Below are 12,357 nucleotides of genomic sequence, written 5' to 3'. Positions count from 1 at the left end.
ACTCGGCATCACGGCCCTCCCAGGGATCCCATCAGTCCACTCAGGTTGACCAAGGCGGGACCGGCCATGACGATCAACAGGGCGGGGAACAGACACAGCATCATCACCAGCGACATGGTTCCGGACAGCTGACTGACACGCTGTTGCAGGCGTGTGCGGCGCTGGGCCCCAAGGCGTTCCACCAGGGTGGTCAGGCTATCCCTGGCGCGGCCTCCCGTTCTGGCCATCTGGGCAAACATCAGGAAGAACTGCTCGACGCCTTCGCTGGCCTGCACCGCGGCCAGCTCTTCCAGCACCTTCTCGCGATCCTGGCCGCTGTCGATGCGGTTGGCGGCGATCCGCAGTTCCAGCACCATATCCGGGGTCGTCGCACCCAGCTGTTGAATCAGTCGATGCAGCAGGCTTTCCAGGGTCATGCCGGTGTCCCACAGCATCCGCGTCACCTGCAGCACCAGTTCGATATCTTCATCGAGCCGCAGCGTTCGACGACGACGCTTGCGCTCCAGCGCGAGCCACCCCAGCCCCGCTGCGAAGCCCCCCCACAGGGCAGACATGACCACGATACCCGCCACAGGCCTGCCGCCCATGATCGCCAGCAGCCCGCCCAGCATGGCGGCGCCGACCATGACCACGGCCCACGCCAGCAGCACCGCCAGCTGAGCCTTGGCCCCCACATGCCCAGACTGCCGAAGACGCAAGGACAGCCGTCCCGCCAGACCAGGGCGGCTGGCGCGACTGCGCCATAGACCGCGCCCTTCCCGCAGTAGCCGCGACTCCTCCCGCCGGCGCTGTCCTTCCTCGCCCACGGGCAGCCGCGTACTGATCAGCAAGGCTGCGGCCGCCAGGGCCAAGGCCACGACGGACCCGCTCCACCAAAGATTCCACATCAGCCGCCTGTTCTCCTTGTCTGACCTACCCGCGTTGCAGCGCCGGCAGACGTTCGTTGCAGTGAGGGGGTCATACCGACTTGAGCATGCGCCACAGCAACCATCCCCCGCTCAGCTGCAGGACCACGGCCAGCGCCAGGGCCTGGCGACCTCCGCTGCTCTCCAGCATGGGCAGCAGAAATGCCGGCTGCGTCAGCTGGATAAACAGCGTCAACAGCAGGGGGGACAGGCCCAGTACCAGAGCACTGATGCGGGTTTCTCCGGTCATGGCCGCCAACTCACGACCGCTTTGCTCACGCTGGTGCAAGGCGGCGGCAAAGGCATCGAGCATGTCGGACAGGCTGCCGCCATGGCGTTGGTTGATGCGCATGGCGGTAGCCAGCAGCCCCAACTCGTCGAGCCGCAGTATCTGCCCCTCACGGGCCAACCCTTCGTCCAGTTCCTGACCGAGCTGACGCCTCAACATGACGCGAGACAGCGCATCCGACAGTGGAGGACGTACCCGCCGTGTCGCGTGCACGAAGGCGGTTTCCAGCCCTTGACCGGCCACCAGGCCACGGCTGACCTGACTGAGAAATGGCGCCAGCTGACGGCGTGCACGGCGCCGGGTGCGCGCGGCACGCACACGAATCAGCGCATTGGCCAGCACCACCACCAGCACCACGGTCGCCGGGCCCCAGACGGTCCCCAGGCGTGACAGCAGCAACATCGCCAGCACCAGCAGACTGCCACCGGCCACAGCGACACTCAGTGGCGAGGCGGGCAACCCTGCCGCCGTCAGGCGCTCGACCAGCCATTCCATCAGCGAGTCATGGGTAACCAGCGAGCGGCGTCGCGCGGTGCGCTGACCGCCAGCCGCGCGCTCGGTGTGGGCACGCGCGCTCTTCATCAGTAGCCATGCAGCCGTGGCAAGGCATGCCGCCACCAGCGAAAAAACCACCCAGACATTCATGGGTGCGCCTCCTCAGCGCCATCCACCAGCGCCGCCAGCAGCCGCGGCCAGCAGACCGCAGACGCCTGGTCTGCTGGCCGCGCCGTGAGGTGGTCAGTCACCGGTTGCCCCTCTCGGTAGAGCGGCTCCAGGACCACCTCGCCCTGGCGTAACCCGACCACACGCAGCACCTCTGCTACCCGACGCTGACCGCTGCTGTCGCGAGCGACGTGCACGATCAGGTCGAGCGCAGTGGTGATGATTTGACGCACCAGCGCATCGGTCCCCTGAAAGCGCGACATGCGCACCATCATCTCCAGCCGTACCACGGCATCGGCGGCCGAATTGGCGTGAACGGTACTCATCGAGCCCTGATGTCCCGTGTTCATCGCCTGCAGCATGTCCAGCACTTCGTCGCCCCGACTTTCCCCCAGCAGGATCCTGTCGGGGCGCATGCGCAGGGCATTCTTGACCAGTGCACTGGCGCCGACCTCGCCTTCTCCTTCGATGTTCGGCGCTCGGGTTTCCAGCCGCACCACGTGGTGGCTGGCCAGCTGCAGCTCGGCACTGTCCTCGATGGTGACCACCCTCTGCTGGGGTGGAATCGCTGCGCTCAGCACGTTCAGCAGCGTCGTCTTGCCGGCTCCGGTGCCACCGCTGACCAACAGATTGCAGCGCTCTTCCACCGCTCGGCGCAAAAAGGTCATGAGGTTGGCCGGCACGCTGCCCATGGCCACCAGGTCCTGCCCGGTCAGCGCCTCCCGCCGAAACTTGCGAATCGAGACGCTGGGCCCGTTCAGCGACAGCGGCGCAATGATGGCGTTGACCCGGGAGCCATCGGCCAGGCGGGCATCCACCATCGGACTGGATTCATCCAGACGCTTGCCAAGGGGCGCCAGCATGCGTCGCACGACCCTGAGAATGTGATCATCATCGAGGAAGGCGAGCTGACACGGCTCCAGCCGGCCACGGCGTTCGACGTAGACCTGGCGATGACCATTGATCAGGATGTCGGAGATGGTGTCATCGGCCAGCAATGGCTCCAGGGGCCCGAAGCCATTGAGCTCGCGACAGACATCCTCGACCACAGCGTCGACACTGTCGGTCGGCGTGGCGTAGCCCCGCAGGCTAAGCGCCTCTGTCACCAGCTCGCGCACCTGCTGACGCAGCTGCATGGGCTCATCGGCGATGCCCCTGACGTCATCCTCCAGGCGCTCGACCACCAGCTGGTGAAGCTCGCTGATCAAGGCAGGCTCTGCCCCCGGCGCCGCCTTCCGCTGACTGACCTCGGCACGCTTTTGACGAAATGGCATGGCGCTCTCCTCTCACCCCACCCACAACCACCGATCAGCGACTGAAGCCCACCTCGGACACACGCTCTATGGCTTGTGCATCCTGTGGATCGAACATCAGTTCCAGGAAGTTCGGCTCATAGCTCTCGAACGCGGCGCCAGGCATCGGCCCCAGATCCACCCCGGCGGCCAGCGGCCTGACCAGGTGCGGCGTCACGATCATGACCAGTTCCTTCTCGTCACGATCCAGGCGTGTCGAGCGGAAGAACGCGCCGATGACCGGGATATCACCAAGCCCAGGGATCTTGTCGACGCTTTGAATGATGTTGCGGCTGACCAGACCACTGATGATGAAGCTCTCGCCGTTGCCCAGCTGCACCGTGGTATCGGTGCGGCGCACATTCAGCGCCGGCACCGCGATACCGGCTGTCTGCACCCCGCGGGAAAAGTCCAGCTCGGACACTTCGGGCGCCACCTTGAGCATGATGCGACGCTCGTCCAGCACCGTCGGCGTCAACTGCAGACGGATACCGAACTCCTTGAAGTCGACGCTGATCTGGTCGTCACCGCTTTGCACGGGAAAGGGAAATTCGCCACCGGCAAGAAAGCTGGCGCTCTGGCCAGACAGGCTGACCAGGCTGGGCTCTGCCAGGGTATAGGCAAAGCCATTGGCGCTCAGGGCGCTGAGTGCCGAGAGCACGCCACTGGTATTGACCTGAATGATCGAGAAGCCGCCGTCACCCGCGTTGGGGGCCACCGCACCGCCCGCCAGGAAATCGAGCGTCTCATCGCTGCGGCCCAGGGCGAAACGGGTCGAGCCGGCCTGGTTGCGCCCGATGAAGAAGCCCGCGGAGGCCATGCGGCTGCGGTTGACCTCTACCACGCGGATGTCGGTCTGGACCTGCACCGGCCCGGCCTGGGTGGTCCCATCGATGGGATCGCTGGCAAAGCGAGAGATCGCCTGATCATGGCGTTCGAGGGAGCGCGTCACGCCACGCACGTCAGGACGCGAGGTGCCGGGGGCCAGTGAGTACTCCGACTCGAGCCCCTCGCCACCGGCGGGGCGCACCTGTATTAACGTTTCCCGGGGTTGGCTGGCACCGTCGACCCATACCTTGAGGCTGGTGCTTCCGGGGCCGACGGCGGTCACCAGCAGCGACCGCGGGTCCAGCACCTGGGCGTCAATGATGTCACCTCGCCCCACCGCGGTGCGGGTGATACGTCCTGGCTGGCCCAGCCACTGCTGATCACCGACGGCCAGGCTCAGCCGTGACTCGGGTGACTGCGCCAGCCCCACAGCGGGGATCAACGCTACTGCCAGCAGCAGCACGGCTACCAGGCGTTTGCCTGGCGCCAGTCCGCGCCATGTCCCGCGGGCACACACTCTCCAGCACACCGACTTCGGTCGGGCGATCTTGCCATCTAGCTGCATGCTTGGTCCTGTTCCCTGCGCGGGTTCCGCTAGCCATGGCGACTGCCGCCACCGCTGCCGAACCTCTCATTATGATGTCAGTCTGTTGACCGCCCGTTTCCAGCCTTCCTACCGCTGGCTGCCCGCGATCACGGCAGTGAGACCACTCGACTGCTGGCTCCGACGTGTTGCACCACCTGGTATCCCTGGGCGCGTGACGCCTGCGCCGCCGGTCTGGGCGGTTCTCGCTCGATGCCGGTAAGCTCATCGAAGCTGACGCTATTGCCGGGCTGGCTCAGGCTCTGGCCCAGCGATACCGGCAGGACGCTCTGCCCCAGCGCGAAGCGCAAACCGTCATCGAAGGATTCGCCCAGAGCCGCTTCCTGGTTGCCCACCACTGCCAGTCGCAGCCGCCCCGTCGCCTCGGCCAGCAGCAGCCGCGCGGTCTGGGTTTCCGGCATGGCCAGCACGGCCGTGCGCTCAGAGCCACTGTCTTCCTGGCGGTCGCCACCTACTAGCCGCTCGCCTACCCCCAGCACGCTGACATCGGAAAACAACCGCCGTGCCAGCCGATGGCGCTGACCGTTGCCGTCATCCGTCTCGGCAAAGAACAACACGTCGACCCGGTCCCCCGGCGCCACGAAACCACCTCCGCCGATGACCGCGTCGATACCCACCCCGACGGCACGAAAGCCTGGGGGCACCACATCGGCCAGGGCACCACCGCCGACGAATCCGCCCGGCCTCAGTACATCCCCCTCACCGAGGGGCCGCGCCAGGCGCGCATCCGGCACCTGGGCTAGCTCAGCAAAGCTGCCATCCAGCGGGGTAGGAAAATAGGCCAGCCGCAGTGCATCGGGCAGGTCAGAGGGGCGCTCCCCCGCACTCAGCTCCCGAGCGGCCACCAGCACCGGATAGCCCAGGGGTTCGGGCGACGCAGAATGTTGCATCGACTCAATCCCCGCCCCCAGCGGAGGTGCTTCGGTACTGCTCGTGTACCACCCTAAGCCTGCCAGCATAATGGCCAATAGAATGAGCACCGTTGCCGCGACTCGCAGCCCTTTCACTCCCACTCCGCTCGCCTCGTTTATAGCCGCCATTGATTAGCCACCGACATCGACAATACCCAAAGGAATTCGATACAGCTGAAGTGCCTCTGAGTCCTCAAGAGTCAGTGATGCCAAGAGTTGTCTTTACGTCATCAAGAAGGCTGCTAATCATGTCGGCCAGAGATCCACCACTTCCTTCCCCTGCACCAAATACAAAGAAGAGCGCAGCAGCGATCAAGGCGACGATAACACCGTATTCAATAGCGGTTGCCCCGCGCTGACGGCGGTGCTGGGGGTGCCTGGCAGCGGACTTGACGGCCTTGGGGCAAAGGGGGTTCGCGAAAAAGAGAGGGGACTTTTTCATTGTGGATACTCCTGCGTAAAATCGATATTTTTATATACGTTATGTCTTAATTACCGATTCATCATTGTTCGTCACACTGCCACCAAGGTCGCCAGCCTTTATGGGGCTGTTCCTTCTCACCCGTGATGTCTACTGGCTGCTTCTTGCTCCTTCTTACTCCTGCTTGCTAGTCCTTTTTTATTAATTCAGGGGATTATCTTATTAGTAGCCAGAAGAGGTATTTCTGTCACCTTAGAGATGGAAACGGAATGTAATTTTTTGGTAGTAACTGATACTAAACATTTCACTCGGATATCAATGAACCAGCATTCAATATGTCTGACATTGCACACGCTGTGCCGCTATAAAAGACGCAACCAACGGACCAGCGGCCATTCCGTGGCCATCCATCGCACCATGACGATCCGGATGACGCCATTGCGTCATGACCGCCAAGGCGTCCCGCTTGACCCGTGAGGTCGGCGCCGGGACACTGCGCTCCTCACCCGAATCTTCAACAGCCGAGCAGACGTGCAACCGTGGCCAGTCTTCCACCCTCTTCCCCCAGCGGCCTAGCCGACACCCTTGGTCGACTGCCGCGCATCGCTGCGCTGGCCTGGCCGATCATCCTGTCCAACATCACCGTGCCCCTGCTGGGGCTCGTGGATACTGCCGTGGTCGGCCACCTGCCCGACTCACGCTACCTGGCCGGTGTGACCCTGGGGGCCACGCTGTTCGGCTTTCTCTACTGGGGTTTCGGCTTTCTGCGCATGGGCACCACCGGCCTCACTTCCCAGGCCATGGGGCGCAGTCGAGATGACCAGGTCCGTCATCTGCTCGGCCAGTCACTGCTGCTGGCCGGCGCCATCGGCGTGCTGTTGATCCTGCTGGGGCGCCCGCTGATTGCGCTGGGGCTATGGCTGCTCGATGGCAGCCCGCAAGCCAGCGAACTGGCCGCCAGCTACGCCGAGATCCGGCTGCTGTCGGCACCTGCGGTACTGGCCAACTACGCCATCCTTGGCTGGTTCCTGGGGCAGCAGAACAGTCGCGTGACGCTGGCACTGCTGCTGACCAATAACGGCGTCAACATCGTCCTCGACCTGCTGTTCGTGGTGGGCCTGGACATGACCAGTGACGGCGTCGCCTGGGCTACGGTGATCGCGGACTACTGCACGGTGGCGCTGGGGCTGTGGTGGTGCCGGCACCGCCTCGGCCGCTTGGGCGGCCACTTCGAGCGGGCCCGGCTGTTTACCGTGGGCGCCTATCGCGAGCTGTTCTCGGTCAATGCCAACCTGTTCGTGCGCACGCTGGGGCTGCTGTTTGCCCAGGCATTCTTCACCGCCCAGGGGGCCGCCCAGGGAGATACGGTGCTGGCGGCAAATGCGGTGCTGCTGCAGTTCATCATGCTCACCTCCTATGGCCTGGACGGATTCGCCAATGCCGCAGAGGCACTGACCGGCCATGCCATCGGCCGCCGGCGCTTCGATGACTTCGCCCTGTCGGTGCGAGCGGCTGCCCTGTGTTCGCTGGCGACCGCCGCCCTGGCAAGCCTGGCCTTTGCCCTGGGCGGTAACGCCTTGATCGCCCTGCTCACCGGGCTTCCCGAGGTACGCGCCAGCGCCGCGGATTTCATGCCCTGGGTAATCCTGATGCCCTTGGTGGCGGTATGGAGCTACCTGCTCGATGGAGTCTTCATCGGCGCCACCGCCATTGCCGAAATGCGCAACTCGATCTTTATTGCACTGGCCGCCTATCTGCCCCTGTGGTGGCTGACCCAAGGCATGGGAAATCATGGACTTTGGTTAGCCTTTACGACTTTTACCGCAGTGCGTTCCGGGGTCCTTGTGGCCTACTATCTTCGCTATCGCAGCACGCGCTGGAGCAGCACGGGTTAAGGCCTTCGCCCGGTCGATGCCCCTGCTGTCAGCTCAGATGCCGGTGTATGCCCAAACGTCATCGCTTGAAAGGTGACTTTGACGCCCGGCGGCGGACTGCGGCACCGTTGACGCCAGGTGGCCGGGAAGGCCATTTTCACAACCAGAAGAAGCGAAATACGCCATGTTGAGAGCTCTGTCACGACCCGCCGTGAAACTGGTGGAGCGCTATCTACCAGATCCCTATGTCTTCGTCCTGCTCCTGACCATCATCGCTGCGGCAGCGGCCATCGCGGTGGAGCGCCAGTCGCCCATGGCGGTGCTGACGTACTGGGGCGACGGTTTCTGGAACCTGCTGTCCTTCTCCATGCAGATGCTGCTGGTACTGGTCACCGGCTTCATGCTGGCCAGCTCGCCACCGGTCAAGCGCCTGCTGGCAAGTCTGGCTCGCATCGCCAATAACGCGGGTGCCGCCATCCTGCTGGTCACCCTGGTGTCGCTGGCCGCCAGTTGGATCAACTGGGGCTTCGGCCTGGTGGTGGGCGCCCTGTTCGCCAAGGAGCTGGCCCGCGTCGTGCGCGTCGACTATCGCCTGCTGGTCGCCAGTGCCTACTCCGGCTTCGTGGTCTGGCATGGCGGCCTGGCCGGATCGGTCCCCCTGACGATTGCCACGGAAGGGAACCCCTGGGCAGAGCAGATCGGTGTCATCGGCACCGGCGAAACCATCTTTTCCTACTTCAATCTGCTGATTGTGCTGGCTCTGTTCATCGCGGTGCCGCTGGTCAACCGCATGATGCTGCCGGGGGAAAAGGAAAGCGTGTACGTCGATCCGGCCCTGCTGGGAGAGGAAGAAGACCGCCGCGTGCGCATCAGCCGCCCGGCCGAGCGCCTGGAAAACAGCATGACGCTGGCGCTGCTGGTGGGTATGCCAGGTCTGATCTACCTGATCAGCTACTTCGTCGGTGGCGGTGGCCTGAACCTGAACGTGGTCAACTTCATGTTCCTGTTTCTGGCCATCGTGCTGCATCGCACCCCTCAGAGCCTGCTGAACAGCCTGAACGAGGGGATCAAGGGCGGGGCCGGCATCGTCATCCAGTTCCCCTTCTACGCCGGTATCATGGCCATCATGGTGCAGTCAGGACTCGCCGAGACCATGTCGCAGGCCATGGTGTCCTTCGCTACCGAGACCACCCTGCCGTTCTGGACCTTCATCAGCGCCGGCATCGTCAACATGTTCGTGCCTTCGGGCGGAGGCCAGTGGGCCGTCCAGGCACCTGTCGTCATTCCTGCCGCTCAGGCGCTTGGCGTGGACATCCCGCGTGCCGCCATGGCGGTCGCCTGGGGCGATGCCTGGACCAACCTGCTGCAGCCTTTCTGGGCGCTGCCGGTGCTGGGAATTGCAGGACTGAAGGCCAAGGACATCATGGGCTTCTGCCTGGTTCAGCTGTTTATCACCGGCATCATCATCTCGGTGTGTCTGACCTGGCTATGAGCCGCCCGAGCCGGGCGAGATGATGGCAAAGGCGGGCCGATCGGTCACCGCCCCGCTGTACAGTGCCGGCAACAACTGAGTTTCAACGTGCGCCTTGTCTCCGCTCGCGGAGGCAAGGCGTTATGCTATGTGCATCACAGACCGAACTGCATGCTTGAGGAGCCATCCATGCTAGAACAGAGCCTCCCGGGTCAGCACGAACTGACCATGACCGTGCTGATGACACCCGACATGGCCAATTTCAGTGGCAAGGTGCACGGTGGCGCCATCCTCAAGAAACTCGATGAGGTGGCCTATGCCTGCGCCAGTCGCTACTCAGGTCACTATGTGGTCACCCTGTCGGTCGACCAGGTGCGCTTCAAGCAGCCCATCCATGTGGGTGAGCTAGTGACCTTCCTGGCCAGCGTCAATCACGTCGGCCGCTCGTCAATGGAAATTGGCATCAAGGTGGTGGCGGAGGACATTCGCCAGAAGATCATTCGCCATACCAACAGCTGCTACCTGACCATGGTCGCGGTGGACTCGGACGGACGCCCCGCCACGGTACCGCCGCTGACGCTGGACACGCCGATACGCAAGCTGCGCTATGAAAAGGCCACCCTGCGCAAGAAGCTGCGCAAGCAGGCGGAAGAAGAGGAGCAGCGCACCCAGCAGGAGCTGGGCCAACGCTGAGACACCCGAAGCCGTATCCGACGAGGTCGGCGATGACCCGACAGGCCAGCCGCTAGGCGGCCTGTCGCAGCCTGCGGTGACGGTGCTGGTTCCTGTTACGGTTCCTGGTTGCTGGCCCGCACCATCACAATGCCGGCCAGCACGTGGGATCAACCGCAGCCCAGCTCGACAATCGTATCGGCGTCATCCAGGCGCACGTTCAAGCGGTCCAGGCGCAGGTCCATGGTCGCCACTCCGCCCGGTCTCAGCACGCGCAGGGTCTTGGCACCACTTTCGGCTTTCAGGCGTTCGTCTTGAGCCTCCTGGTAATGCTGCCCCACCCAGTTCTGAACAGCCGCCGCGTCACAGGCTTCGGCCAAGGGAGCCCGCTTGGGTGGCAACGGAGCGGGCTCACCGGTCCCGCCCGACGACGCGCTGCACCCTGCCAGCGCAGCAACCATGAATAACGGAAGAAGTGCTTTCATCATCGGCCTCCAGTGCCTGAATGTCCTTTCGTCTGGCCCATGGCAAGGGGTCACTTGCTGCCTGAACGCTGGCGCCAGGCGGCCCTGCACATGACAAGGGGCCAGCATAGCAGATGCCTTGCGCCATGCTTGGCATCCCCTCCTGACTTGCCTCATGTTCCTTATTTTTTCATCACTGGCTAGGCGCCTGCCCTGTCCACAAAAAAGCGGTGATGCACCTGAGTGACATCACCGCCGTTTGTGTTTCTGTTTCTTTTACTGTGCGTATTCCTATTCCTGTCGCTGGATCAGCATCCCTGCGTTGCCGTGGCTCTCTGCCAGGGCCTTGCTGCCAAGGCCTTGGAGAAAGCCTGGCGGAGTGCAGGTTTGTGGCCAGCGATCAGGCGGTGCTGTTCTGGATGGCTTCACCACCCTTCTCGATGTCCTGGCCGACACCCCGCACCGTGTTGCAGCCACTCAACAGCGCCAGGGTAAACATCGATACCAGAATCAATGCCAGCGTCCTTTTCATTGTCCCTTCTCCTTGCAGCCAGGTGGGTAAGCAAAATACATCATCCTCAGATAATCTAGCACGATGACGTTCATTCGCTAGGCTTTGTGTCGCGCTTTTCGAGGGTCTGCACAGCACTCAGTAGAGGGCCAGGCGCAAAATGATCACGGCAATCACCGCCACCGTCAGCCATTTGACCACCATGGCGCCCCGGGAACTCATGTTGACCTTCACCGCCAGCCAGGCACCGGTCATGCTGCCGGCGGCCAACACCAGGCCGTAGCTCCAGCGCACCTGGTCATGCCACAGAAAGATGCCCAGGGCAGGCAGGGTGTAAACAAGGATGATCAGCACCTTGAAGGCATTGACCTGGCCAAGATCGATCTTGAGCATGCGATACAGCACGATCATGAACAGAATCCCGACCCCAACCTGCAGGAAGCCGCCGTAGACACCGATCACGAACATCGCCAGATAGATGCCAGGGGTCAGCCGCTCCACCGTCAGGGGCCGAGTGTCGATCTTCGGTTGTGGTAGCAGCATGATCACTGCCGCGGCGACCATCACCACCATCAAGATCGTCTCGAACAACGCATCGCTGACCTGGAGCGCCAGCCACACACCCAGCATCGAGCCCAGTACAGCAGGCACCGACAGGCGCAGGCTGAGCCCGATATGACGGGCTCCTGCACGAAAGAAGTTGGCCACCGCTGACACACTCTGCAGCGTGATCGACACCCGATTGGTGCCGTTGGCCACCTGAGGAGGAAGCCCGAGAAACATCAACAGCGGCAGCGTCAGCATCGAACCGCCCGCCGCCAGCACATTGATAAAACCTGCCACGATACCTGCCGTCAGCAGGGCCGCTCCCTCGACCAGGGTCATCGTCTTTCCTCTCTCGCTTGTCTCGAATAGGGGGTGTATCGAGCAGGGAGGTCGTCGAACAGGAACTTCGTCGAATAGATGCCCCTGTCGTGGCCGCCTGATGTACCCTGCCTGAAACGCCATTCAGGAGCCCGCCATGAGCGATTTCGTCATCGACCCACGCCTTGTCGCCGACACCTATCCCGTCACCGAACTACCGCTGTGTCAGCTGCGCCTGATGGATGATGCCCGCTATCCCTGGCTGGTACTGATTCCCAGGCGGGCCAACGCCATCGAGGTGTTCGACCTCTCGGAAGCCGACCAGCAACAGCTGTGGCGAGAAGCCACTCGCCTGGGCCAGGCGCTGAAGACCCACGCCGGGGGTGACAAGCTCAATATTGCCAGCCTCGGCAACATGGTGGCGCAGCTGCACGTGCATGTGATCGTGCGGCGAGAAGGCGACGCGGCCTGGCCAGGGCCGGTGTGGGGCCACAGCCAGGCCATCGCCTACGACAAGGACAGCTTGGCCGCCACCAAGGACCGTGTGCTGGCGCTGGCCGGCGGGCTGTCCTTGCGCGCCTGACGGGC

13 protein-coding genes are annotated in these 12,357 nt (G+C 63.4%); 4 read left to right on the top strand and 9 right to left on the bottom strand.

Annotated features, from left to right (window positions below):
- Positions 1 to 8: 8 nt before the first annotated feature.
- The 6 genes from KUV45_RS19490 to KUV45_RS19465 all read right to left on the bottom strand — a co-directional run bounded on the left by KUV45_RS19490 (position 9) and on the right by KUV45_RS19465 (position 5,934).
- Positions 9 to 887 (bottom strand): type II secretion system F family protein, encoded by an 879-nt coding sequence (locus KUV45_RS19490; RefSeq protein WP_206940619.1) that lies wholly within the window; start codon positions 885 to 887, stop codon positions 9 to 11.
- A gap of 70 nt (positions 888 to 957) precedes the next feature.
- Positions 958 to 1,839 carry a type II secretion system F family protein gene (locus KUV45_RS19485; RefSeq protein WP_222163953.1) on the bottom strand — a complete coding sequence of 294 codons (882 nt, stop codon included), beginning with the start codon at positions 1,837 to 1,839 and terminating at the stop codon, positions 958 to 960.
- Positions 1,836 to 3,131 carry a CpaF family protein gene (locus tag KUV45_RS19480; protein ID WP_222163952.1) on the bottom strand — a complete coding sequence of 432 codons (1,296 nt, stop codon included), beginning with the start codon at positions 3,129 to 3,131 and terminating at the stop codon, positions 1,836 to 1,838. Before KUV45_RS19480 ends, KUV45_RS19485 begins: the two co-directional genes overlap by 4 nt.
- 34 nt (positions 3,132 to 3,165) lie before the next feature.
- On the bottom strand, positions 3,166 to 4,542 hold the full coding sequence (locus tag KUV45_RS19475) for a type II and III secretion system protein family protein (RefSeq protein WP_222163951.1): 1,377 nt from the start codon (positions 4,540 to 4,542) through the stop codon (positions 3,166 to 3,168).
- Positions 4,543 to 4,670: 128 nt separating this feature from the next.
- Positions 4,671 to 5,621: a Flp pilus assembly protein CpaB gene (gene cpaB, locus KUV45_RS19470; protein WP_224852128.1), complete on the bottom strand. Its 951-nt coding sequence runs from the start codon at positions 5,619 to 5,621 to the stop codon at positions 4,671 to 4,673.
- Positions 5,622 to 5,685: 64 nt separating this feature from the next.
- Positions 5,686 to 5,934 carry a Flp family type IVb pilin gene (locus KUV45_RS19465; RefSeq protein ID WP_222163949.1) on the bottom strand — a complete coding sequence of 83 codons (249 nt, stop codon included), beginning with the start codon at positions 5,932 to 5,934 and terminating at the stop codon, positions 5,686 to 5,688.
- Positions 5,935 to 6,452: 518 nt separating this feature from the next.
- Between KUV45_RS19465 and KUV45_RS19460 the strand changes: the two genes are divergently transcribed.
- From KUV45_RS19460 to KUV45_RS19450, 3 genes are all read left to right on the top strand, one after another.
- Positions 6,453 to 7,808, top strand: a complete 1,356-nt coding sequence (locus tag KUV45_RS19460; RefSeq protein ID WP_224852129.1) for an MATE family efflux transporter — start codon at positions 6,453 to 6,455, stop codon at positions 7,806 to 7,808.
- Between the two features lie 163 nt (positions 7,809 to 7,971).
- The gene (locus tag KUV45_RS19455) at positions 7,972 to 9,279 is read left to right on the top strand and encodes a short-chain fatty acid transporter (protein ID WP_206940637.1); all 1,308 of its coding nucleotides are present in this window, start codon (positions 7,972 to 7,974) and stop codon (positions 9,277 to 9,279) included.
- Between the two features lie 168 nt (positions 9,280 to 9,447).
- A complete protein-coding gene (locus KUV45_RS19450) occupies positions 9,448 to 9,951 on the top strand; it encodes an acyl-CoA thioesterase (protein ID WP_206940639.1) in 504 nt (167 codons plus the stop codon).
- A 149-nt stretch (positions 9,952 to 10,100) separates the two neighbouring features.
- Here the strand turns inward: KUV45_RS19450 and KUV45_RS19445 are convergent, their stop codons facing one another.
- From KUV45_RS19445 to KUV45_RS19435, 3 genes are all read right to left on the bottom strand, one after another.
- Complete coding sequence (locus tag KUV45_RS19445) at positions 10,101 to 10,415, bottom strand: I78 family peptidase inhibitor (RefSeq protein WP_224852130.1); 315 nt, start codon at positions 10,413 to 10,415, stop codon at positions 10,101 to 10,103.
- A 379-nt stretch (positions 10,416 to 10,794) separates the two neighbouring features.
- A complete protein-coding gene (locus KUV45_RS19440; protein WP_206940644.1) occupies positions 10,795 to 10,926 on the bottom strand; it encodes an entericidin A/B family lipoprotein in 132 nt (43 codons plus the stop codon).
- A 117-nt stretch (positions 10,927 to 11,043) separates the two neighbouring features.
- Positions 11,044 to 11,790: a sulfite exporter TauE/SafE family protein gene (locus KUV45_RS19435; protein ID WP_206940646.1), complete on the bottom strand. Its 747-nt coding sequence runs from the start codon at positions 11,788 to 11,790 to the stop codon at positions 11,044 to 11,046.
- Between the two features lie 136 nt (positions 11,791 to 11,926).
- On the opposite strand from KUV45_RS19435, the gene KUV45_RS19430 reads away from it, so the two are divergent.
- Positions 11,927 to 12,352 carry an HIT domain-containing protein gene (locus tag KUV45_RS19430; protein ID WP_222163947.1) on the top strand — a complete coding sequence of 142 codons (426 nt, stop codon included), beginning with the start codon at positions 11,927 to 11,929 and terminating at the stop codon, positions 12,350 to 12,352.
- The last annotated feature ends 5 nt before the right edge of the window (positions 12,353 to 12,357 follow it).

This window comes from Halomonas sp. DP3Y7-2, assembly GCF_019800795.1.
In the GTDB taxonomy this organism is placed as follows: Bacteria; Pseudomonadota; Gammaproteobacteria; order Pseudomonadales; family Halomonadaceae; genus Halomonas; species Halomonas litopenaei_A.
The sequence above is the reverse complement of the archived record's forward strand: the minus strand, read 5'-3'. Positions and strand labels throughout refer to the sequence as shown.

Excerpts from the sequence above, each read along its gene's own strand:
- KUV45_RS19445 (WP_224852130.1), bottom strand. The coding sequence starts at position 10,415 with ATGAAAGCACTTCTTCCGTTATTCATGGTTGCTGCGCTGGCAGGGTGC.
- KUV45_RS19455 (WP_206940637.1), top strand. The coding sequence starts at position 7,972 with ATGTTGAGAGCTCTGTCACGACCCGCCGTGAAACTGGTGGAGCGCTAT.
- cpaB (WP_224852128.1), bottom strand. The coding sequence starts at position 5,621 with ATGGCGGCTATAAACGAGGCGAGCGGAGTGGGAGTGAAAGGGCTGCGA.
- KUV45_RS19480 (WP_222163952.1), bottom strand. The coding sequence starts at position 3,131 with ATGCCATTTCGTCAAAAGCGTGCCGAGGTCAGTCAGCGGAAGGCGGCG.
- KUV45_RS19430 (WP_222163947.1), top strand. The coding sequence starts at position 11,927 with ATGAGCGATTTCGTCATCGACCCACGCCTTGTCGCCGACACCTATCCC.
- KUV45_RS19490 (WP_206940619.1), bottom strand. The coding sequence starts at position 887 with ATGTGGAATCTTTGGTGGAGCGGGTCCGTCGTGGCCTTGGCCCTGGCG.
- KUV45_RS19465 (WP_222163949.1), bottom strand. The coding sequence starts at position 5,934 with ATGAAAAAGTCCCCTCTCTTTTTCGCGAACCCCCTTTGCCCCAAGGCC.
- KUV45_RS19485 (WP_222163953.1), bottom strand. The coding sequence starts at position 1,839 with ATGAATGTCTGGGTGGTTTTTTCGCTGGTGGCGGCATGCCTTGCCACG.
- KUV45_RS19435 (WP_206940646.1), bottom strand. The coding sequence starts at position 11,790 with ATGACCCTGGTCGAGGGAGCGGCCCTGCTGACGGCAGGTATCGTGGCA.
- KUV45_RS19475 (WP_222163951.1), bottom strand. The coding sequence starts at position 4,542 with ATGCAGCTAGATGGCAAGATCGCCCGACCGAAGTCGGTGTGCTGGAGA.
- KUV45_RS19450 (WP_206940639.1), top strand. The coding sequence starts at position 9,448 with ATGCTAGAACAGAGCCTCCCGGGTCAGCACGAACTGACCATGACCGTG.
- KUV45_RS19440 (WP_206940644.1), bottom strand. The coding sequence starts at position 10,926 with ATGAAAAGGACGCTGGCATTGATTCTGGTATCGATGTTTACCCTGGCG.